Origin of the sequence: Clostridium sp. RTP31139st1_H3_RTP31139_211217 (assembly GCF_040227035.1) — a bacterium.
In the GTDB taxonomy this organism is placed as follows: domain Bacteria; phylum Bacillota; class Clostridia; order Clostridiales; family Clostridiaceae; genus Clostridium; species Clostridium saudiense.
In genome coordinates this window covers 20117-44383 of the sequence record NZ_JBCOAB010000028.1, presented here as the reverse complement: position 1 = coordinate 44383, position 24267 = coordinate 20117, and the positions used below count along the sequence as shown (strand labels likewise).

At 28.1% G+C, this 24267-nt stretch carries 20 protein-coding genes and 1 other annotated feature; of the genes, 15 read left to right on the top strand and 5 right to left on the bottom strand.

The genetic code is table 11. From position 1 onward, the window contains the following. Positions 1-120 precede the first annotated feature (120 nt). From ABUA17_RS12180 to ABUA17_RS12170, 3 genes are all read left to right on the top strand, one after another. A complete protein-coding gene (locus ABUA17_RS12180) occupies positions 121-1125 on the top strand; it encodes a putative ABC transporter permease (RefSeq protein WP_052330649.1) in 1005 nt (334 codons plus the stop codon). A gap of 163 nt (positions 1126-1288) precedes the next feature. Further along, on the top strand, positions 1289-1777 hold the full coding sequence (locus ABUA17_RS12175; protein ID WP_042397818.1) for a hypothetical protein: 489 nt from the start codon (positions 1289-1291) through the stop codon (positions 1775-1777). Between the two features lie 141 nt (positions 1778-1918). Then, positions 1919-2821, top strand: coding sequence for a GNAT family N-acetyltransferase (locus ABUA17_RS12170; RefSeq protein WP_055275005.1), 903 nt, complete (start codon positions 1919-1921; stop codon positions 2819-2821). 188 nt (positions 2822-3009) lie between these two features. On the opposite strand, the gene ABUA17_RS12165 is transcribed toward ABUA17_RS12170, so the two are convergent. The 3 genes from ABUA17_RS12165 to ABUA17_RS12155 form a co-directional block, all read right to left on the bottom strand. After that, positions 3010-4710: an FAD-dependent oxidoreductase gene (locus tag ABUA17_RS12165; protein ID WP_055291276.1), complete on the bottom strand. Its 1701-nt coding sequence runs from the start codon at positions 4708-4710 to the stop codon at positions 3010-3012. A 76-nt stretch (positions 4711-4786) separates the two neighbouring features. Continuing rightward, positions 4787-5107 (bottom strand): rhodanese-like domain-containing protein, encoded by a 321-nt coding sequence (locus tag ABUA17_RS12160; RefSeq protein WP_042397803.1) that lies wholly within the window; start codon positions 5105-5107, stop codon positions 4787-4789. Positions 5108-5198: 91 nt separating this feature from the next. Then, positions 5199-5870: a Crp/Fnr family transcriptional regulator gene (locus ABUA17_RS12155; protein WP_042397800.1), complete on the bottom strand. Its 672-nt coding sequence runs from the start codon at positions 5868-5870 to the stop codon at positions 5199-5201. A gap of 175 nt (positions 5871-6045) precedes the next feature. Here ABUA17_RS12155 and ABUA17_RS12150 point away from each other — a divergent pair, with 175 nt between their 5' ends. The 9 genes from ABUA17_RS12150 to ABUA17_RS12110 all read left to right on the top strand — a co-directional run bounded on the left by ABUA17_RS12150 (position 6046) and on the right by ABUA17_RS12110 (position 15892). Then, positions 6046-6396 carry a 4Fe-4S binding protein gene (locus ABUA17_RS12150; RefSeq protein ID WP_195951076.1) on the top strand — a complete coding sequence of 117 codons (351 nt, stop codon included), beginning with the start codon at positions 6046-6048 and terminating at the stop codon, positions 6394-6396. A gap of 111 nt (positions 6397-6507) precedes the next feature. After that, a complete protein-coding gene (locus ABUA17_RS12145; RefSeq protein ID WP_316320681.1) occupies positions 6508-7155 on the top strand; it encodes a YeeE/YedE thiosulfate transporter family protein in 648 nt (215 codons plus the stop codon). 92 nt (positions 7156-7247) lie between these two features. Next, positions 7248-7727: an NUDIX hydrolase gene (locus tag ABUA17_RS12140; protein ID WP_055275018.1), complete on the top strand. Its 480-nt coding sequence runs from the start codon at positions 7248-7250 to the stop codon at positions 7725-7727. Positions 7728-7948: 221 nt separating this feature from the next. Then, positions 7949-9196, top strand: a complete 1248-nt coding sequence (fliB, locus tag ABUA17_RS12135) for a flagellin lysine-N-methylase (RefSeq protein WP_042397791.1) — start codon at positions 7949-7951, stop codon at positions 9194-9196. Positions 9197-9451: 255 nt separating this feature from the next. Further along, entirely contained in the window at positions 9452-11059 is a 1608-nt protein-coding gene (locus ABUA17_RS12130) for a beta-N-acetylhexosaminidase (protein WP_042397916.1), read from the top strand. Between the two features lie 199 nt (positions 11060-11258). Further along, positions 11259-11600: a binding site (T-box leader), on the top strand. Between the two features lie 169 nt (positions 11601-11769). Next, positions 11770-12252: an Lrp/AsnC family transcriptional regulator gene (locus tag ABUA17_RS12125; protein ID WP_042397789.1), complete on the top strand. Its 483-nt coding sequence runs from the start codon at positions 11770-11772 to the stop codon at positions 12250-12252. Further along, complete coding sequence (locus ABUA17_RS12120) at positions 12249-13415, top strand: aminotransferase class I/II-fold pyridoxal phosphate-dependent enzyme (protein ID WP_154820639.1); 1167 nt, start codon at positions 12249-12251, stop codon at positions 13413-13415. The genes ABUA17_RS12125 and ABUA17_RS12120 overlap by 4 nt, the downstream gene beginning before the upstream one ends. A gap of 128 nt (positions 13416-13543) precedes the next feature. Then, positions 13544-14701, top strand: a complete 1158-nt coding sequence (locus ABUA17_RS12115) for an alpha/beta hydrolase (protein WP_195951077.1) — start codon at positions 13544-13546, stop codon at positions 14699-14701. A gap of 204 nt (positions 14702-14905) precedes the next feature. Then, positions 14906-15892: a LacI family DNA-binding transcriptional regulator gene (locus tag ABUA17_RS12110; protein WP_042397781.1), complete on the top strand. Its 987-nt coding sequence runs from the start codon at positions 14906-14908 to the stop codon at positions 15890-15892. 158 nt (positions 15893-16050) lie between these two features. Here the strand turns inward: ABUA17_RS12110 and gtfA are convergent, their stop codons facing one another. Continuing rightward, positions 16051-17514 carry a sucrose phosphorylase gene (gene gtfA / locus ABUA17_RS12105; protein ID WP_042397777.1) on the bottom strand — a complete coding sequence of 488 codons (1464 nt, stop codon included), beginning with the start codon at positions 17512-17514 and terminating at the stop codon, positions 16051-16053. 22 nt (positions 17515-17536) lie between these two features. Beyond that, a complete protein-coding gene (locus ABUA17_RS12100; protein ID WP_042397774.1) occupies positions 17537-18493 on the bottom strand; it encodes a carbohydrate kinase family protein in 957 nt (318 codons plus the stop codon). A 195-nt stretch (positions 18494-18688) separates the two neighbouring features. Here ABUA17_RS12100 and ABUA17_RS12095 point away from each other — a divergent pair, with 195 nt between their 5' ends. From ABUA17_RS12095 to ABUA17_RS12085, 3 genes are all read left to right on the top strand, one after another. Further along, positions 18689-21475 carry a glycoside hydrolase family 3 protein gene (locus ABUA17_RS12095; protein WP_055291268.1) on the top strand — a complete coding sequence of 929 codons (2787 nt, stop codon included), beginning with the start codon at positions 18689-18691 and terminating at the stop codon, positions 21473-21475. Positions 21476-21628: 153 nt separating this feature from the next. Continuing rightward, positions 21629-21703 carry a hypothetical protein gene (locus ABUA17_RS18820; protein ID WP_242858424.1) on the top strand — a complete coding sequence of 25 codons (75 nt, stop codon included), beginning with the start codon at positions 21629-21631 and terminating at the stop codon, positions 21701-21703. Between the two features lie 261 nt (positions 21704-21964). Continuing rightward, complete coding sequence (locus ABUA17_RS12085) at positions 21965-24154, top strand: alpha-galactosidase (RefSeq protein WP_042397767.1); 2190 nt, start codon at positions 21965-21967, stop codon at positions 24152-24154. The last annotated feature ends 113 nt before the right edge of the window (positions 24155-24267 follow it).

Here is a 24267-nt window from a genome sequence, read left to right as displayed (position 1 = left end):
TTTTTTAAATGCCTATAGTATAAACTAAAGAGTTAGATTTATACTATAGGCAATTTTTTTATTTTTAATATAATACAATATATGTTAATATGGTATAAAAAGGAAAGAGGAGGAGGCATATTGTATACAATACACCAATGGCTTTTATTATTTTATTTATATTGCTTTGCAGGATGGATATGGGAATCATGCTATGTTTCATTAAAAAAGCGTAAATGGATAAATAGAGGTTTTTTAAAAGGCCCTCTACTACCTATTTATGGTTCAGGAGCAATAGTCGTATTAGTTTCAACTATAATGGTGCAAAATAATACTTTTTTAATATTTATTATAGGAATGATTGCAGCAACTATATTAGAGTATATTACTGGAGAGTTAATGGAAAGGATATTCCATGTTAGATATTGGGATTATAGTGATAAGCCATTTAATATTAATGGACATATATGTTTATTATCATCTTTGGCTTGGGGAATATTTTCGGTGCTTTTAGTAAAGATAGCTAATCCTAAAATAGCTAATTTAGTTGTAATGATACCAAATCAAGTTTCTGAGATAATAGCTTATCTAGCTACTATTTTTATTACCGTTGATGCAGTCCAATCATTTAATGAAGCAATTAATTTAAAGAATGTATTAGTTAAAATAACTGAAAGAAATGAAACTGTAAGTGTTATAAAAAAGAGATTAGAAATTGTTGAAGCTTTTATTAATGAAGATATCAAGGATTTACAAGGAAGAATACTTGATAAACTTGAAATCCAACAAGAAAGGAAGAGTGAGAAAAAGACAAAAAAAGCAATGCATATAGAAGCTATTATAAGAAAGAATTTATCTATAACTGAAGAAAAAATCAGAGGCTTATCTGAAAAAATATCATTGTATATGGATAAACTTGAGGGTGTGCCTTTCAGGGGTTCAGAAGATACTGAGCATTTAAAGTTAGAATTTAAAGAGTATATTAATAAATTAAGAATGCATGAAAGTAGAATTCATAATACTGAAAATAATGTGTATATAAAATCAATAAAAATATTACGAAGAAATCCAAATGCTAAGGCAAAGAAGTATGAAGAAGCAATGAATGAAGTTAAAAATTTAGATAAGGAATTAAATGATAAATAAAGAAAGATATATAATATAATATAATATAATATAATATAATATAATACTGAATTAAGCTAAATCAATTAGATAGGATATAATTTTGAGTCATAATGGAGTTTATGGCTCGATTTTTTTAGAATAAAAATTATAGATGAAATACTATATTGGGGGTAGGAGAAAAATGAGAAAAAGAATTAAATATTTATTTTTATGTATTGTAACAATAGGATTATTAGTGGGATGTACTAATTCGTCAAAAGAGCAAAATGTAGAAAGTTTTATTAGAAAGTTAGTATCATATGATACTTATAAAGATATATCAAGTCTTGAAGAGTCAGGACGATTCATTGAAGATTGTAAATCAATATTTGGTGAATATATTACTGATGATGCTTTTGATTTATTAATGGCTAATAGAATATTTACTAGATATAGCAGTGTTATATCAGAAGCAAGTGCTGTTACAGATATTAATTTTACAAAAACTAGTGAAACAGAAAATGATGGATATATTCATTTTGAGTATGAGGTTTCATATAAACTAGAACTTAATGGTGAAACTGTTGATATGAAAGATTATATGGCTTTTAATGTACTTGATGAAAAAGGATATAAGATTGAAAAGGTATCAATATCAGATAAGACAAGCAGTATTTTTAAAGCATTTTAAAGAAGAATATATAATATAGTGATAAGGTTGAATAATGATTAAGTTTATGGCTCAACTTATATTATTAAAAGTAATATAGATATGCTTATGAATAATATTAAAATAAAATACTTATAGGGGATATGTTAGGGGAGTGAGAAAATGAATGAGAAAGTATTAATTAATAATAAAGAATATACTTTTGTAAAAGATTATAGAGATGATAAAAACTTAAGAACAAGATTAAATGATTTAACTGATAAAACCTATGGATTTAACTTTAAAGAATGGTATGAAGCTGGTTATTGGGAAGAAGTATATATTCCATATTCATTATTAGATGGAGATAAATTAATAGCAAATGCATCTGTAAGTATTATGAAAATGAATGTTTTAGGTAAAAAGAAAAACTATATTCAAATAGGAACAGTAATGACTGATAATGAGTATAGAAATAAAGGTTTATCAAGATATTTAATTGAAAAAATAATTAGTGAATATAAAGAAAAGAGTGATTGTATTTATTTATCAGCAAATGATACAGTATTAAATTTTTATCCTAAGTTTGGATTTGAAAAAGTTAATGAATATAAGTATTCAATAAGTAAAATTAAAGAAGCTACTAATATTAAGAAGAGAAAATTAAATATAGATAATAAAGAAGATAAAAAAATATTAGAAAGTATTCTTGATAACAGTATAGTAAATTCAAAGCTTTATGTTGAAGATAATAAGAATTTAATTATGTTTTACTGTTTAGGATTTTTAAAAGAATGTATTTATTATATTAAAGAATATAACTCAGTTGCTATTTGTGAGTATGAAGAGGATGTATTAAATATTAATGGTATATTTTGTGATAGAAATTTTGATTTAGATAAAGTAATAAATGTTTTAATGGACAGTAAAACTAAAAAAGTAAATTTAGGATTTACACCTATTGATACAAATGGATATGAGAAAAGTATATTGACTGATGATAATAATACTTTATTTATTTTGAAGGATACAGAAAATATTTTTAGAGAGAATTATCTAATGTTTCCAGTATTATCTCATGCATAAAATGAAATGAGTACTAATTTAGAAGCAATATTAAGAATTAATATTCTAGTTGAGTTACAAGGAAGAGTGTGTTCAATACGTAATTTATTTTAGTATTTCACCATTCCAATTAGGTATTTTTAAGGTGGACTTCTTATTGATATAGAAGAGATAGGAATCAAGTCCTATCTCTTTTTAAAATGAAAATATTATTTAAAATTATAATTTGTTAATATACTTTCTCTATTTTTTAATTTATCATTATAAGCTTCATAGAAGGATAAACCTAAAAAGCTTCCAGTTATATTTACTACATTATTAAAGCCTAAATGTTGTAATGCTAGGACTGCATTATAGCTTCTTTGCCCAGTTCTACAATGAAGATAAACTGTTTTATCCTTTGGAATTTCATTTACTCTTTCCCTTAGCTCACTTAAAGGAATATTAATAGCACCTTTAATATGACCATTTTCAAATTCTGCTCTTTCTCTTACATCTACTATATAAGCACCAGATTCAACTAATTCTCTTACTTTATCAACGTTAATTTGTTTAAATGAACCATTTAAAAGATTCGAAGCAACATAGCCAGCATAATTTACTACATCTTTAGCAGTTCCAAATGGTGGTGCATAACATAATTCCAAGTCTTTTAAATCGTAAGCAGTAGCTCCAAACTTAATAGCAGTTGCAATTACATCAATTCTTTTAACTGCATCACCTTTACCAATAGCTTGTGCGCCCAAAACTTTTCCGGTTGGAACTTCAAATAGAAGTTTAAAGTGTAAAGGTGCAGAATTTGGCATTATACCAACTTTATCATTTGTTGAGATTCTCACTATATCATAGTTAATATTCATTCCTAATGAATTAATTAAAGATTCGTTTAAACCTGTTGATGCTGCATTATAATCAAATACTTTAATTGCACTTGATCCAATATAACCTTTATTTGTAGTTACCTGTCCACTTATATTATCAGCAACACTTCTTGCTGCTTTTTGAGCAGGACCTGCTAACGATAATTTAGTAAAACTATGAGTTAATGCATTATATACTTCAATAGCATCTCCAACAGCATAAATATCATTATCACTAGTTTTATAGTTACCGTCAACTTTTATAGCCCCAGTTTGACCAATTTCAAGGCCTGCATTTTTTGCAAGTTCTATTTCAGGTGTTACTCCTATTGCCATAACAACAGCATTAGCTTTAATTTTTGTGCCGGAGGCTAAAACTACTGTGTCTTTTTCAAATTTAGTAACTTTATCATCTACAATTAAATTAACATCGTGATCTGTCATTTCTTTATGAAGTATTTGAACCATATCATAATCAAAAGGTTTTAATATTTGAGGTGTAGCTTCTATTAAAGAAGTATTATATCCACCTTCAATTAAATTTTCTGCTGCTTCAACTCCAATAAATCCACCACCAATAACGGCAATATCTTTAGCTTGCAATTTCTGTATAAATTTATTTAAATTATCTATATCAACAACATTTCTTATAGTAAAAACATTAACGTTTTCTATACCAGGAATATTAGGAATAATAGGTCTTGCCCCTGGAGAAAGAATAAGTTTATCATATTTTTCTTTGTAAATTTCACCAGTTAATAAATTTTTAACTTTAACTTCTTTATTATATTTATCTATTGATAAAACTTCACTACTAACTCTTGCTTCTATATTGTATTGCGATTTGAATTTTTCAGGACTCATTAATACTAATCTATTTGCACTTTGTATTGTTCCACTTAAACGATATGGAAGCGCACAGTTTGAAAATGACACATGTGGACCTTTTTCAAACATTACAATTTCATATTCTTCGCTATTTCTTCTAAGTCTTGCAGCAGCTGATGCACCACCAGCAACTCCACCAACAATTAAAACTCTTTTTTTCATAAATTTATACACCTCATTTGGATATAGTTAATTATTAAGATTTCAATATCTAATGATTAAATTGTTACAGTTAATTTTAACTTCTATGTTTACCTAAATAAGAGCCAACGCCACCTGCAACATTTATTACATTAAAGCCTTTTTGTCTAAGACTATTACAAGCCATAGAACTTCTTCCACCAGATTGACATACTAGATAATATTCTTTATCTTTTTTTAGGTATTTATCAGGATTACCTAAAAGTGTTTGCATCGGTATATTTTTTGCGCTTTTTATAGAACCTCTATTATATTCATTAACTTCTCTTATATCTATTAGTTCAATTTTACCTATTAAATTATCAATATCATTAACATTAATTACTTTGCCATTATTTTTATTAAAAAATCCAAACATATTATCCTCCATTAAATTTAAAAACATTTAAATTTATAATTACTTTATGCTTATATAATAGCTGTTAAGGTTAATTTAGTTTGTGACTATATCACTTTAACAACTCATTTAAATCTTTTTCTATCTGTATTTTTCCTCGGCTTAGTTTTAAATATCCCATTTTTTCTAGCTGCTTTAATTTTCTACTAATTACTTCCCTAGCTGAATCTAATTCAAATGCCAAATCATTATGAGTTACATAAATATTTTTACTGTTTTTAGATATAAGTAATTTAATTAATCTATTTGTTAATGGTTCATGCTTAACTTCTTCTTTAACATTGATTATTACATTAAATTTACTATATAAATCTTTGTATATATATTGTAAAAATAAAGTATTATTAAGCAAATAAGTATTCACAATATCAAAAGGGATGATACATATTTTAGAATTTTGCATAGCTCTTCCTATAATATTTAATGAAGTGCAATTTAGAAAACAACTTAATGCTTCATGACATATTTGTCCTTTTTCTATGTTATAAAGATTAGTTTCTTCACCTTTTTCATTAATCTTTTGAATTTTTATAGTTCCACTTATAACAAATAGAAATCCTACACATTTATCTTCAGTAGTATTTAGCAATTCATCTGCTAACAATTCCTTAAATAGAGCTCTTTCAACTAAAGCACCTTTATTATAATTATCTATTTGCTCCAAAATTGGATAAGCTTTATAAAGTTCTTTTATATAATAATTTCTATTATTAATAACTTTCATTTAAATCCTCCAGTTTTATAATAATTATCTTATCTAATATTTTATATGATTATTATATATTTTAAGTGACTTAGTCACATAATACAAATTTTGGGTGATTAAGTCACGTACAGTTACGAATTCAGTATATATACTGTAGTTAAAGTTAGTTATTATTTAATGGAGGATTAATGAGGTGGAAAATAAAATAATAAAGAAAAAGGCTAATGTTGATGAAAGATATTGTGTTGCTTGTGGAAGATGTGAGAAAGAATGTCCATTTAGTGCAATATCTATTTATAAAGGTATTATTTCAAAAGTAGATATTAATAAGTGTGTAGGGTGTGGTAAATGTGCAAAGGCATGTCCTGCAAATGCGATAGAAATTAAACCTATAGAAGTGAGTGATAGCAAAAATAAAATTAATGTGAAAAAGAAAATAAAAAATAAGAAGCATTGGTCAGATTATATGTGGATAGTTTCTACATTATATTGTTTTATACTAGCTTATTTACTATTTTTTTTGATAAAGCAAAATAATAAGTAATTATATTTTTAAGTAATGACATAATATTTCATTAAATACAAAATATATAATATATATGTAAATTTAAGATTTTTATTATGTGATTATATCACTTTAAATATTTGTTTTTAATTGTATAGTATAAACGAATTAGAAATAAAATTTTTGGAGGAATATAAGATGAATAAAAATAATTGGATAAAAGGTGCAATGATATTAGGGTTATCATTTTTTATAGCCATTTTTCTTGTAAAACCAATAGGAGTATCAACTCAATTTTCTGTATTGTCAGGAATTATACATAGCACAATAGATAGTGATGTAATAGTTGAAGATTCAAATAGAGAAAGTGGTTACGCAAGTTCAAATGCATATTATGATAAATCAGAAGGAAAATTAGCTAAAGCTATAAAAAATCCTATAAACTACGACTTTATATTTGTATTATCTATACCAATCGGTGGACTATTAGGGTATATGTTATCTAAAAACAAAAGGAAAAATGGTGAAGAAGATGCTAGTAGAGATATAGAATATTGTACACTAGATGATAATAAAAAAGGATTTCTAGGTAAATATGCTCCAAGCTTTATTGGAGGATTTATATTACTTTATGGTGCTAGAATGGCTGATGGATGTACTAGTGGACATATGATGAGTGGAATGATGCAAGGTAGTGTTAGTGGTTATGTATTTGCAGCTGCTGTTTTTGCAACAGCAATACCAACAGCGATAATAGTAAAAAAGATATTGTATAAATTTTGTACAAAAATATTTTAGTTAGTAGTTATATAATATATTTATAAAAGATAATAAAATTTTAATGATTTATTAGGTTATTAATAAAATTAAACAATATGGAGGTATAGGGAATGGTATTTCCAACACATATAGTAGCAGCAGGAGCATTGGTTACTAATGAAAAGGATGAGGTTTTATTGGTCAAGAATCCACATAGGGGATGGGAGTTCCCAGGTGGACAAGTTGAAAATGGAGAAGATTTAATTGAAGGCATAACTAGAGAGGTATTTGAAGAATCAGGAATAAAAATTAGTGTTAAGAAGCTTGCTGGGGTTTATTCTAACACAAAATCATATATAGGGTGGGATAATAAAACATTTGTACCTACTAAGGTGATATTTGATTTTTTGGCAGTAAAGGTTTCAGGAGAATTGAGAGAAAGTGAAGAAAGTACTGAGGTTGGGTGGTTTAGTAAAGATATAGTTCTAGATATGATAAGGGAGCCTTGGATAAAGGAAAGGGCTAAGGATATGATAGATTTTGATGGACAAGTAGTTTACAGGGTATATTCATCAAGGCCTTATGAAATTTATAGGGATGAATATATTTAATTAATAAATTTAATGGGTGTGTAATTTAAAGTATAAGTTATTCACTCCTTTTTATTATAAGATAAATGTTAGGTTAGGATAATTTATAGATAACTATAAAAAGTTTGATATAATGGTGTTAATATTGGAAATAACTTAATTAATAATAAAAAAGCATGTAAGAAAATATTAATTAACTTTATAACGAGATTATTATAGAGAAAGTTTAAAGGAAGTAAACAATGGTGAAAAATATTAAAAAAATATATCCAAGATATTTTGAAGAGTTCAAATGTATAGGAGGAAAATGTGAGGATAGTTGCTGTATTGGTTGGAATATTGATATAGATAAAATAACATTTAAAAAATATTTTAAAGTTAAAGATCCAGAAATGAAGAGAATGTTTCAAAAGAATGTTCAAAACAATGAAAGATGTAGTAGTGAAGATATTGATTATGGAATAGTTAAATTGAAAAAAGATAAGAGATGTCCGTTTTTAGATGAAGAAAATTATTGTGTCATTCATTCAAATTTAGGTGAAGATTATCTTTCAAATGTTTGCACATGTTTTCCAAGAGTAACTAATAAAATAGATGATACTTATGAAATGTCTCTTGATGTAGCATGTCCAGAGGCAGCAAGACTTATTTTATTAAATAAAGAAGGCATAAAATTTGTTAGTAAAGAAGAATCGATTGGCAAACATATAATATCAGCACAAATAGATAGCAAAATTAAAGAAGTTCAAAATTCACCTTTAAGATATTTTAGAGAAATAAGAGATTTTTGTATAGATATAATTCAAAATAGAGATTTTAAGCTAAATGAAAGATTATATATTTTAGGGGATTTTATAAATAAGCTTGAAGATAAGTTTAATAGTAATTTAGGGGACATAGCTAAATTTATAAGTACATATGATATTAAGAGAGCAGCTAAAGAATATTCAAGTGATGATATAAATTCACTACTAGGAAATGATAATATGAATTATATTATACAAATGAATTTCTTTATAAAGATGCTTAAGATTTTAAAGGTAGATAAAGAAGTTGAAAGTATTACATTTAAAAAGTATACAAAAGAAATGCTAGAAGGATATAAGATTGAAAGTGATAAATCCATAAATGAAAATGCACTTTTATATATAAAAGCTTTTGATGAATATGAGGAAATTATAGAAAATGAATATAATTATATATTTGAAAATTACTTAGTTAATTTTATTTATAATAATATGTTCCCATTTAATGAGGTATTAACACCATTTGATAGTTATATAATGTTATTGATGAGAGTAGCTTTTATCAAATTTTATTTAGTAGGATTATATTTAAATGGGGAGGATAATAATAAAGAGAAAATAGTTGGGTTTATACAAGTGTTTTCAAAGACTATAGAACATCATAAAGTATTTTTAATTGATGCTTTAGCATATATAAAGAGAAATGAATTTAATAACATGGAATTTGCAAAAAATCTGTTATAGACTAAGAGACTGCTAATATTTAATATGATATTAGCAGTTTTTTTTAGTTATAAGAATTAATATTAAAAAAATGGCAAATAATAAAATTTATGAAAGCTATTAATTAAAAGAAAACTATTCTAATATTCTTCCAAGAAGTACATTGAATGTAAATTAAACTAGATAAATTAAAGACTTTAAATAGTTTTGATAAACTAAATTAAATATGTTCCTTTTGGTGAAATTTAGAATTTTATTTAAGGATGTGAACAAATGATGAAAAGAAAAAAAATTCCTCATTTTTATATTGCATTAGTTCTTATAGTAATAATAACAGTTACCACTTTTGGTACAATGAAAATGGAAGAAGATTTAGATAATGAAAAATATTTAGTTAAAGAGACATTTAATGCAGAAGGAAGTGAAGGTAAAATTAGTATTATTCCAAAACCAATAAGTATTGAAACTAATGAAGGAAGATTTATTTTAACTAATGATACTTCAATTTATGTCAAGGGAATTACTGATGAAGAAACAGAAGAGATACGATGGATAGCTGATTTTCTTAGAGAAAAGTTAAGTGCAGCTACTGGGTTTGAGTTAAATATTATAAAAGGGGATAAGCCACCAGAAGGTAGTATTTACTTAACTACAATTAATACAAATCCTGAACTAGGAATAGAGGGATATAATATATTATCCACTCCTAAAATAGTTAAAATATCAGCATATAAACCAGAGGGAATAGCAAGAGGAGTACAAACATTAAGACAAATGCTACCAGCACAAATTGCTAATAGTACAGTAGTTAATAATGTAGAATGGACTGTTCCAGCATCAATTATTAATGATAAGCCAGTGTATAGCTATAGGGGCTTAATGATTGATGTAGCAAGGCACTTTTTTACTGTAGATGAAATTAAGAGACAGATAGATTTAGCAGCACAATATAAGATAAATAGAGTACATTTACATTTAAGTGATGATCAAGGATGGAGATTAGAAATTAAAAAATATCCAGAATTAACCCTTATAGGTGGAAGTACAGAAGTTGGTGGAGGTCCAGGAGGATATTATACACAAGAACAATTTAAGGATATTGTTAGTTATGCTATGCAAAGATATGTTGAAATAGTTCCTGAGTTTGATATGCCAGGACATACTAATGCAGCGCTAGCTTCTTATGGATTTTTAAATCCTAATGGTAAAAAGGCTCCTTTATATACAGGAACTGATGTAGGATTTAGCTCATTTATGGCGCATAGTGAAAAAACTTATGAATTTATAGAGGATGTAATAAAAGAAGTTGTTCAAATTTCACCTTCTAAATATATTCAAATAGGTGGAGATGAAGCACTTAATACTAAAAAAGAAGATTATGATTATTTTGTAGGAAGAGTTGCTAAAATAGCTCAAAAGTATGGGAAGATACCAATAGGTTGGGATCCAATAGATACATCCCCAGAAATAAATTCAAGTGTAATACTACAAAATTGGAAAGATTCTAATGAAGAAGCTGTAAAAAAGAATATGAAAATAATAGTATCAATTGCAAGTAAAGCTTATTTAGATATGAAATATAATGAAAAAACACCATATGGACTTGATTGGGCAGGGTATATTCCAGTAGAAACAGCATATAAATGGGATGTAACAGATTATGCACCAAAGAATTTGGCTTTAGGATTAGAAGCACCTTTATGGACTGAAACAATTTCTACACAAGAACAAATGGACTATATGATATATCCAAGACTTCTTGGATATGCAGAAATAGGTTGGACTCCTAAAGAAAATAGAAATTGGGAAGAATATAAAATGAGATTAGAAATGCAAGAAGAAAGACTAGGATATGAAGGGGTGAACTATTATAAAGAAAGTTAGGGGAAGTTAGTAAATGGTAAAATTTAAAGTGAATTATAGAGTTTTATTATTGACTTAAAAAAGGATATAATAGATAATATTATAAAGAAACATCTTAATATTTTAGATAAAAGAGAAAATTTAATTTCTTAAATTGAAAATTCTTGATTTTCTTTAAGAAGTTCTTAAACTTTTAGTAAAATATTATTTAATATTAGAGTTAAAGATTATGATAAGGAAGAGTATTTTAAGCTATTATTTTTAGAGAGCTAAGGTATGGTGAAACTTAGTAATAATACTTTTAAGAAGCAGCCTTTGAATCGCTTTGTTGAGAACTAAGAATTTTCTTAATGTAGGCAAAGTCGTATTTCCTAACGTTATAAGGAATAAAATATGAATGTGTCTCCAAGTTTTACTGAAAGTTATATATGAAATTTGGCAAGACGAATGTACAGCTCACTTATTGATAGAAAAGAGCTTAATTAATTTATATTTTACTGAGTGAGTAAAGCAATTTACTTATTAGGGTGGTACCGCGGAATTTTATAGCTTCGTCCCTTCTATTTTATAGAAGGACGAGGCTTTTTTTAGTTATGAGTTAATAATTAATAGTTAGAAGTAAAGGAATAAAATCAGCTAATGCAGATTTTAAAATATATTAAAAAACTTTTTAAGGAGTTTTAACATTAACTAATAACTCTAAATTACTAACTATTTAAGGAGGGTTTATCATGGAAGAAATTTTAGAGATTTTAGAGCAAAACAGTAGATATACTGATGAACAAATAGCTGTTATGGCAGGTAAAACAGTAGAAGAAGTTAGAGAAGCAATTAGAGATTATGAAGAAAAAAGCATAATTGCGGGATATACAACATTAATAAACTGGGAAAATACAGGAAAAGAAACAGTTACTGCATTAATTGAAGTTAAGATAACGCCTCAAAGAGGAGAAGGATTTGATAAGGTAGCTGAAAGAATATATAACTTTGATCAAGTTAAAGCCTGTTATTTAATGTCTTCAGGAGGATTTGATTTAACGGTTATAGTAGAAGGAAAAACAATGAAAGAAGTTGCAATGTTTGTATCAGAAAAATTAGCAGTTCAAGATAATGTAATAGGTACAGCAACTCATTTTGTATTAAAGAAATATAAAGATCATGGAACTATATTTAAAGAAAAGAAAGCTTCTAATAGGGAGGTAATATTTATATGATGCTAGAAAATATGATAAGAAAAGAAGTTAGAGAAATGCCTCCTTCAGGTATAAGAAAATATTTTGACATAGTAAATGAAATGGAAGATGTAATATCTTTAGGGGTAGGAGAGCCAGATTTTGTTACACCTTGGAATGTTAGAGAAGCGGGAATATATTCTTTAGAGCAAGGTGATACTCACTATTCTTCTAATGCTGGATTTATAGAACTTAGAGAAGAAATAGCTAAGTATTTATATAGAAAATTTGATTTAAAGTATAATCCTAAGGATGAGATTTTAGTTACTGTTGGTGGTAGTGAAGGTATTGATATTGCATTAAGAGCATTAACAGGACCTGGAGATGAAGTAATTATTCCAGAACCAAGCTTTGTTGCATATAAAGGATGTACTGCATTTACTGGAGCAACTGCAAAGATAATAAATCTTAAAGCAGAAAATGACTTTAAGTTAACAGCACAAGAATTAGAAGAGGCAATTACTGAAAAAACAAAGGTAGTTATAATTCCATTCCCCAATAATCCAACAGGGGCAATAATGACAAGAGAAGAATTAGCTCCGTTAGTGGAAGTATTAAAAGATAAGGATGTAATAGTTATTTCTGATGAAATTTATGCAGAATTATCTTATGATAAGCCACATGTATCTATAGCAAGTTTCCCAGAAATTAAGGATAAAACACTTGTTATAAATGGATTTTCAAAATCTTATGCTATGACAGGATGGAGACTGGGATATGTATGTGGACATCACATTCTTTTAGATGCTATGAAGAAAATTCATCAATATGCAATAATGTGTTCACCAACAACAGCACAATTTGCAGCAATCGAAGCATTAAAGAATGGCGATGAAAGTGTTAGTAAGATGGTGAAGGAATATAATAGAAGAAGAAGGGTCTTGGTTGATGGATTTAGAAAACTTGGATTAGATTGTTTTGAACCATTAGGAGCTTTTTATGTATTCCCATGTATTAAGTCAACAGGAATGACATCTGATGAGTTCTGTGAAAAGTTATTGCTACAAGAAAAAGTACTAGCAGTTCCAGGTAATGCATTTGGTGAATGTGGTGAAGGATTTATTAGAGCATGCTATGCATCATCTATGGAAAATATAATGGAAGCTTTAAAGAGAATTGAAAAATTCTTAAATGAAGTTAGATAATGTAGTACACTGGACCTTTGTGGTCCAGTTTTTTTACATATATAAACTATATTATTAAAATATAAATATTTAGAACTATGTAAACGTTAATGGTATAATAAAAGTGATAAAGGTAGGAGGGAGTATTTATGAGAAAATATCCAGAAAAATATTTAGAAGTGTTAAAAAATGAAGTAAATATAATAGAGAGTAATGGGGTTAAGATAATATTTAAACCAAGCCCTGGAGAAAAAAGAGATGGTTACTTAGATCCATGTGAAAAGGAAATAATGGATGGACATTGGGCAAGTAAAAGCAATGATAAAGAAGAGAATCAGAAAGATGTAAAAGAAAATGTAGATAAATCTATGGAAAATGATGAAATGACTACATTAGATATGGTAATTTCGACGATTAGAGATAGTATGGGATTCCCTAATTATAACTTAAATACAGTTGAAATTTATACAAAGTTTGAAACTATTACTGATAGTGGAAATGAAGTAGGATTATGGCGTTACTATCCAAGAAATTTAGATAGAAATAAAAATAATAAAGCATTAGTGTTTTTCCATGGTGGTGGATGGATTGGAGGAACTACATATGTAGTAGAAAATTTCTGCAAATTGATTGCAGAAAAAGCTAACTGTGTAGTCTTTAATGTAGATTATTCACTAGCTCCAGAAAAGCCATATCCAAATGGATTAAATGATAATTATTATGCAGTAAAGCATATATATGATAATGCTGAAAAATATAGAATAGATAAAAGTAAAATTGCAGTAGCAGGGGATAGTGCTGGTGGTAACTATGCTGCAGCCATATCATTAAAATCAAGAGATGAAGAAGTACCTATGATTGCATTACAAGTCTTAATTTATCCAGCAGTAGCAATAGGAAATGCATGTGTTCAAGGATATAAGTGGTCAGAAGATATGATAGAGATTGCTACAGAATTAGAAGAAAAGGTGAGACCATTGACTGGTTTAGGAAGACCTAGCAAAGACTTAAGTGATCCAATGTTGGCAAGCTATTTACCTAGCTTTGATTTAGTTAATGATCCATACGTGAGTCCTATGATGGCAAAATCACATGCTAACTTACCAAAAGCAATTTTAGTAGGTGCAGAATTTGATGGACTTCGTATTCAAACAGAATTTTATGCAAAGCAGCTTCAAGATGCCGGCGTTGATGTTACTTGCTATAGATATAAAGGTATGACTCATGCATTTATTGATAAGTTAGGATTTGTTCCTCAGGCTGAAGATTTAGCTGATGTAATATCAGATGCGATAAAAAATTTATAAGGTATAAAAAGATATATGAACTGTATTGAAATAAAGAAATTACAAATAGTTTCAATACAGTTAATTTTTTTTAGTAATTTATGTTGATATGATAAATAATATATTTGCTTACTATTAATATATGGTATATAAATATGATATACTTAAAGTTGATTTAATAAATGATTTATAAACAATATTTTAATGAGATAGGTGAATAAATAGATGGCTACGATAGTAGATGTTGCAAGGTTAGCAGGTGTTACTCCAACCACTGTATCACGTGTTATTAATAATAGAGGATATATTAGTGAAAAAACAAAGAAAAGGGTTCATGAAGCTATGGATGAACTGGGATATCAGCCTAATGAAATAGCACGTTCCTTAACAAAACAAAAAAGTAATACAATTGGAGTTATAGTACCTCATATATCTCACCCATACTTTGCAAAATTAATAAGTAATTTAGAAAATGAAGCAGCTAAAAAAGATTACAAGATAATATTATGTAATAGTAAAGAAAAAGCTGAAAAAGAAAAGCAATATTTAGATATGTGTAAAAGTAATAGAGTTGCAGGGATAATTATATGTAGTGGAAATGTTGAATCTAATAAGATTAATACAGGAGGTATTCCAGTAGTATTATTAGAGAAAAATTTTGAAGAAGGTAAGCTTGGAATTCAATGTGATAATTATCAAGGTGGAAAGCTTGCAACAGAGCATTTAATAGAATGTGGATGCAAAAAAATATTACACCTTAGTGGAGTAATAGATGAAGAAATGCCTGCTGATAATAGAGAAAAAGCTTTTATAGATGTATGTAGTAAAAATGAGATTGAGTATTTTATAAAGAAATATGATATAGATACATATAATCAAATGAATTATTACGATTATATAAAAGCAGCACTAAATGAAATAGAAGGTGTTGATGGAATATTTGCAAGTAGTGATTTAATAGCTGCACAGGTTATTCAAGTTTGTAATGAAATAAAAATTAGGATACCGGAAGATATTAAATTAGTTGGCTTTGATGATGTTGATATATCACAATTAACAACACCGAGGATAACTACTGTACATCAGCCAATCAAAGAAATGGCAAGGCTTTCAATTGAATTAATTGATGCTAAATATAATAATATAGAGGTAAATGAAAAAACTATATTACCAATTAAGTTAATTATTAGAGAGAGTACAGTGAATAAATAAAATTATCTATGGAGTATTTTAATATAAAAAAACTACCCCAGGTGGATTTACCAGGGGGAGTTTTAAGTGTGCTATGATGTATCGTTCATTATTTATATATTTAAACTTAAGAGAATGAATAGAATTATCTATTATTATTAAGTTAAAATACCATATCATTAAATAGTGTATCTTTCAACAATACCATCATCATTTATATATTTAATTGTAGATTTGCTAGTAGTTAAATCAACATTTAAAGTACAATATTTATTATCTTTTTTCCATGTTAGGATGATTTCAGTATCACTTGAAGGTTCAACAGTGAAGTCTCCATCAAATGCAGGATAATCATTTCTAAAGTCAATTAGCTTAAGTAATCTTTGAACTACCTCTTGACTATATGCTTTATCAATTTCTTCTAAAGTAAAGTTATGTCTATTAATTTCACGACCTTCTCCAGTACGAGTAACATTTTCAACATCATTTTCGCCAGCTAATAACCCAACATAATAAACTTGTGGAATACCAGGGGCAAAGAATTGAATTGCTCTTGCGCTTAAGTATGCATCATCATTGCATCCTAAAACTGAATAGTAAGAACATCTTATTTGATGAACATCAAATCCATCTGGGCTCTTATGAGCATCAGAATGAACTAAGCTTAAATTTGCACCATGATTTAAGCAATGATCAACAATCTTTCTAGCATCAGCTGTAGATACTAAATCATCAAGATCAGGTTTTACAGGAATACCATCATGGCAATCTAACATTGTAAATTGATTAGTTGGTCTGTTTTTTAAGTAGTCAGTAAGTGCTGAACTTGATTTGTTAACTAATGTGCTAAGTATAGTATATGGTAATATAAAGTCATATATATAGTTACCGTATTTAGCTAACTTATATTGAGTAGTATAGTGGGAATGAACTTCAGGTAATAAATCAATATCTAAAGATTTAGCTAAATCAGATACCCAGTCTAAGAACTTATATATTTCAGGTTCAACGAAGAAACAACTAGTTCCAAGTTTCTTTATTACATATCCAACAGCATCAAGTCTTACAATTTTAACATTGTTTTTGTGGAAGTTTTCAAAGAATTCCTTTAATAAGGCTCGTACAGCTTCAGAATTTATGTCTAAATCAATTTGTTCTGAAGGTGTTTCTTTACCAAAAGTAGTCCAAACAGAAACTTCTTCACCTTTTATATTAAATGTTGAATAAGGAACTTGTCTACGTAAGAACATCTTATTTATATCTTCCTGAACTGGTTTGCCATCGGACCATATTTTATCTAATGTTATAAATAAATTTGCATATTTTGAATCTCGCCCATTCTTTAAGAAATCTTGGAAAAATACAGAGTTTTTAGAAATATGATTAACCATTAGATCAAGAAGGATATCATAGTTTTCAGCTAATTTACGAATATCTTCCCAAGTACCAAATTGAGGTTCTATTTCTAAGTAAGTTAGTGGCGCGAATCCCCTATCTCCTGATGATGGGAATGGAGGAAGTATATGAATACCACCTTTAAATGTTTTTGGAAAATATTTTGTAAGAACATTATTTAATGTTTTTAAATCTCCACCAAGAGAATCAGGATAAGTTATAAGTTGAACTTTATTTTTAACTGCCATTTTTATATCTCCTCTTAATTAATTATATATTATAAATTGTTTTTAATTCTTCTATTGAAGGCAATTTAGCAATTGCTCCTACATGTTTAAGTTTGAAGGCACTTGTTGCAAAACCTATATTTAAAGCTTCTTTTAAAGTGTAATTGCTAGTTATAGCTGTGTAGAATCCACCCCAGAAAGCATCTCCAGCACCAGTTGTATCAATAACTTCAGTAGCTAAAGTATTGAATTTGATAGTTTTAGTTCCGTCAGAAACTATTGCACCATATTTACCTAAGGTCATTATTACAAGCTTTGCACCACACTCTATAAATTTGTTTACATGATTTTCAGGAGTATCAGGTCCAAAAATTCTTTCAGCATCAACTTCAGAAGGCTTTATAATATCTACTTTACCTATAAGGTTTTTTATATATTCTATTCCATCATGTCCTTCTTCCCAAATCATTTCGTGATAATTTGGATCAAATCCTATAAGAACATTATTTTTTCTAGCTTCTTCAATAACCCTTTCAATCATTTTTCTTGATTTTGATTGAGAAATAGGCCAGCAAGAAAAATGAACTATTTTACTATTTTTTAATGTTGAATCTATGTCTGAATTATATTCTAAGTTGTAATCTGCACTACGATAGAAAATTGGTAGTGGAGTTTCTTTGCTCTTAGTTACAAGTACCATACTTGTAGAATGATTTACTGAGTTAATTAAGTTTGTGTCAATGTTATTGTTTTTTAAGTGATTAATTAAAAACTTACCTAATCCGTCATTTCCAACGCAAGCTGTTATAATAGGATTACCACCAAGTCTTTTTATATTCATAGTTATATTAGCCGGTGAACCACCAAAAAATCTTGAATATTTATTGGAGTTGAAATTAGTATCATAATCATCAGAAATCATATCTACTAAAATTTCCCCAATTGTAAATACGTCATTTATTTTATCTTGGAATTGTATAGTATTACTAAAATTAAACATTGTTACCTCCAAATAGTTTTCTATAACTAGAGTATAGATATTATTTACTAATATGTCAATCGCTTGACATATAAAATTAATTTTTTTAAGTTTAAAAATATGGATAATTTTACAAAAACATAGATGGTATAATATAAGGAGATAATAAAAATATATATGAATGATAAAGGGTGAGAATAATTTAAGGAGGATATTATGGGGAAATATAGCTTAGATTTAAAGGAATATGCAAGGCTTGCTAGAGAAGTTGCAGCTGAAAGCTGTGTATTATTAAAAAATGATAATAATACACTTCCACTAAAAAAAGGAGATAAGGTAGCAGTTTTTGGTCGAAGTGCTTTTAATTATTATAAAAGTGGATTAGGTTCTGGAGGACTTGTAAATACAAGATATGTAGTAAGTATATTAGATGCTTTAAGGAATGAAAAGGATATTGTTTTAGATGAAGATTTATTAGAAATATATAGTGAGTGGATTAAAGAAAATCCATATGATGAAGGACATGGATGGGGAACTGTACCTTGGTCTCAAAAAGAAATGAAATTAGAAGATTATATAGTAAGAGTAGCTAAGGAAAATGATATTGCATTAGTTATGATAGGCCGTACTGCAGGTGAGGATCAAGATAGTAAAAATGAGGCTGGAAGTTATCTTTTAACAGATGTTGAAAAAGATATGATAAAAAAAGTGAGCCAAGCATTTAAGAGAACTGTAGTAGTTTTAAATGTTGGTAATATTATAGATATGAAATGGGTAGATGAGTATAACCCATCAGCAGTACTTTATGCTTGGCAAGGTGGGCAAGAAGGTGGAAATGGAGTTGTTGATGTTTTAACTGGAAGGGTAAATCCATGTGGAAAGTTAACTGATACTATTGCAAAAAATATAGAAGATTATCCATCTACTAAAAATTTCGGAGATCCAGAGAGAAATTATTATGAAGAGGATATTTATGTAGGGTATAGATATTTTGAAACTTTTGCAAAAGAAAAGGTTATGTATCCTTTTGGATATGGATTATCATATACAAGTTTTGATATTAAGGGGAAATTACTTGAATCAACACATGAGGAAATAGTTGTTGAAGCAAATGTAACTAACAATGGCAATATGTCAGGGAAAGAAGTTGTACAAGTTTATATAGAAGCGCCACAAGGTAAACTTGGAAAGCCAGTAAGAGCTCTTGTCGGATTTAAGAAGACAGGTATTATTAAACCCGGTGAATGTGAAAAGTTAATAATAAATATACCTAAAAGTTATATAGCATCTTATGATGATAGGGGTGTAGACGGATATAAATCTTGTTATGTCTTAGAAGAAGGTTTATATAAGATTTATATAGGATCAGATGTTAGAAATGCTGAAGAATCAGGGCAATACGATGAAAAATTTACAATAGTAGAAAGTTTAGAAGAGGCTTGTGCACCAATAGTTTATTTTAAAAGAATTAAGCCTGTATTAGATGAAAATAATAAATTTAATATAGAAAATGAAGAAGTTCCTGTGAGAAGAATAAATCCTAAAGAGAGAATGTTTAAAAATCGTGATGAAGAAATAATTTATACAGGGGATAGAGGCTATAAGCTTGCTGATGTATTTGAAAATAAAGTAAAGTTAGATGATTTTGTAGCACAGTTAAGTTACAATGATTTAATTTGTATGTTTAGAGGAGAGGGAATGTGTAGTCCTAAGGTTACTCCAGGAACAGCAGCTGCATTTGGTGGAATTACTGAATCATTAAGAAACTTTGGAATACCTGTTGCATGTTGTGCTGATGGTCCATCAGGTATAAGAATGGATTGTGGAACAAAGGCATTTTCACTGCCAAATGGGACAGCATTAGGATGTACGTTTAATGTTGATTTAGTTAAAAAACTTTATAAAATGACTGGAATAGAGTTATGTAGAAATAGGATAGATTCTCTTTTAGGACCTGGAATGAATATTCATAGAAACCCATTAAACGGAAGAAACTTTGAGTACGTATCAGAAGATCCAATACTAACTGGAAAGATAGGTGCAGCTCAAGTTATTGGTATTCAAGAAGCTGGATCTACAGCAACAATTAAACATTTTTGTGCCAATAATCAAGAGGCTTCAAGGCGTTTTGTAGATTCAATAGTATCAGAAAGAGCACTTCGTGAAATTTATTTAAAAGGATTTGAAATTGCAGTTAAAGAAGGTAAAGCACGCTCTGTTATGACTACTTATAACCCTGTAAATGGGATATGGACAGCAGGAAGTTATGATTTATGTACTACTATTTTACGAAAAGAATGGGGATTTGATGGTATAGTAATGACAGATTGGTGGGCAGAAGCAAATACTGAAGGTGAAAAGTCTACAAGAGGAAATAAAGCTCCTATGGTACTAGCACAAAATGATTTATATATGTGTGTATCAAATTCATTAGAAAATCCTGAAAATGACAATGTTAAGGAAAGGTTTGAAGCTGGAGAAGTTACAAGAAGTGATTTGCAAAGAAATGCTAAAAATATATTAAAATTTATTATGAAATCACAAGCAATGTTACATGAGCTAAATTTAATAAGTAAAGAAGATTTAGAAGAAATTAATGCACAAGATGATGATGGGAATATTTCACTAGGGGATATTGTTTATTATTATGCAGATAAGGATAGCAATGATATTATTATAGATGCAAGCAGTTTTAATAATAAAAAAGGTAATTCAGAAGTGTTTGGAATAACTTTAAATGAACTTGGACTTTATAACATTGAAGTAACAATGAAATCAGAACAAGGTCCATTAGCACAGTTACCGCTTTCTATTTATTATGATAATGCATTAAAGGAAACTATTACTATTAGAGGAACGGAAGGTAAATGGGTTACTGAAAGTAGGGAGCTTGGATTTGTTTTTGGGGTAAATCATTATATTAAATTATACTTTGGAGCAAGTGGACTAGATATTGATAAAGTAGTTATTAAATTTGTTGGTAAAGGAAAGTTACCATTTTAAAAAAAAGATAAGAAAAGTGTAGTTACCTTTAGGGTCAATTAAATATTTAACTTGACCTTGAAGGTAATTTGTGGTCATAGATAGTTGGGTTTCTAAGGCTTATAGGGGGAAACTGGAATTGCTTTATATACATTAATATATAATTCTTATGGAATGAGACTAGTTGCACATGAGCCTTTTGCTTCTATTGAAGTAGAAATAAGTGATTATAGAAACCATTTTTTGTGAATTGAGTATACAAGCTAATTCTATACTGGAAAAAGATATTTTTATATTTTCTAAATAAATTTTTGCTAAAATAAATATCTACAACTATATCTTTATTAACTATCCCTAAGTATGCTCATCATACTATATTTTTATTATACAACATTTAGACATATATTAATGACATATGGTCATAGTTTTAAATTATATCTAAAAGTATAATATAACTATAGCATGAAAACGTTGTATAGAAATGGAAACATATATAAGTAGGAGGATAATATGGGAATTGTATTTAATGAAGATAATAAATTATTTCACATTCAATCAAAAAGGACTAGTTATATTTTAAGTGTTTTAGAAACAGGACATTTAATTAATCTATATTGGGGAAGAAAAATTAATTCTAATAAAATAAATTATGTAGTTAAAAAGAGGGCGTGTGGAAGCTTTTTAGCGGATTTAGACAATATAGATGCATTGCACTTAGAAGTTATAGCACAAGAATATCCAAGCTATGGAAATCCAGATTTGCGTTCACCTGCAATTCAAGTAAAGCTAGCAAATGGAACTACAGTAACAGATTTTAGGTATGAGAGTCATGAAATTTACAGAGGAAAGAAAAAACTTGAAGGATTACCTGCAACTTATGCTGAAAAAGAAGATGAAGTAGAGAGTTTAGAAATAACATTAAAAGATGAAGTAGCTAACTTAAGAGTTATATTATCTTATACTGTATTTGAAAATTATGATTCAATAACAAGAAGTTGTAAAGTTATAAATGATAGTAATGATGAAGTTGATATATTAAGAGCTTTAAGTGCGAATGTTGATTTTACACATAGTGAGTTTGATTTAATTCAATTATCAGGTTCTTGGGCTAGGGAAAGACATATAGTAAGAACAGCTTTAAGAAGTGGTGGACAATGTATTGAAAGTAGAAGAGGAGCAAGTAGTCATGCTCAAAATCCATTTATAGCATTAGTAAGTAAAGATGCAACAGAAGATAAAGGAGAGGTTTATGGATTTAATTTAATTTATAGTGGAAACTTTTTAGCTAGTGTTGAAGTAGATATGCATAGTAATGCAAGAACACAAATTGGTATAAATCCATTTGATTTTACTTGGAATTTAGAATCAGGACAATCATTCCAAACACCAGAAGTTGTTATGGTATATTCACCTAATGGATTAACAGGAATGTCTCATATTTATCATGATTTATATAGAGAAAGATTATGTAGAGGAGCTCATAGAGATAAGGAAAGACCAATACTTATAAATAATTGGGAAGCAACATATTTTGATTTTAATAATGAAAAAATTAAAGAGATTGCTAAGGAATCTAGTAAGCTTGGGATAGAATTATTTGTTTTAGATGATGGTTGGTTTGGAGAAAGAAATAATGATGATTGCTCACTTGGAGATTGGTTTGTAAACGAGGAAAAGCTTAAAGGAGGATTAAATTCTTTAGCTACAGATATTAATAAAATGGGAATGCAATTTGGTTTATGGTTTGAACCAGAAATGATTTCACCAAAAAGTAAGTTATATGAAGAACATCCAGATTGGTGTATTCATATTGATGGAAGAATAAGATCCGAAGCAAGAAAACAGCTTATATTAGATTTATCTAGAGATGAAGTTTGTGAAGCTGTAATAAAAATGCTTACAGATGTGTTGAAATCAGCACCTATATCATATGTTAAATGGGATATGAATAGAAATATGACAGAAATAGGATCAACAGCATGGCCTGCAAAAAAACAAAAGGAAATTGCTCATAGATACATGTTAGGTTTATATAAAATATTAGAAAATATAACTTCTAATTTCCCTAATATACTATTCGAAAGTTGCTCTGGTGGCGGTGGAAGATTTGATGGTGGAATGTTATACTATATGCCACAAACTTGGACAAGTGATGATACAGATGCAATAGAAAGATTAATGATTCAAGAGGGAACGTCATTAGTATATCCAACCAGTTCGATGGGAAGCCATGTATCCGCTGTACCGAATCATCAAGTTCATAGAATTACACCACTTAATACAAGGGGAGTAGTAGCAATGGCAGGAAGCTTTGGTTATGAATTAGATGTAACTAAAATGAATGAAGAAGAAAAAGAAGAAGTTAAAAAGCAAGTTGAGTTTTATAAAAATATTAGAAGTACTGTTCAATTTGGAGATTTGTATAGATTGAAAAGCTCATTTGATAGTAATGAAGCAGCTTGGATGAATTTATCTAAAGACGGCAAAGAAGTAGTAGTAAGTTATGTTAAGAAGTATGCTGAAGCTAATGTAATACCAAGAAGATTAAAAGTTAAGGCTTTAGATGAAAATTCATTATATGAAGTAATTGAAACTGGAGAAGTATTTGGTGGAGATGAACTTATGTATATAGGGCTTGAAATTGGAGAACTTATGGGAGACTATCAAGCTAAGAACTGGACTTTAAGAAAAGTTGATTAAAAATTTATAATATAAATATTAAGATAGCATAAATTTAAATAGTAGTTTTATGCTATCTTTTTTAGAATTTTAATAGTATATCTAACATTTAACCATATTTTAAAAACATTAAT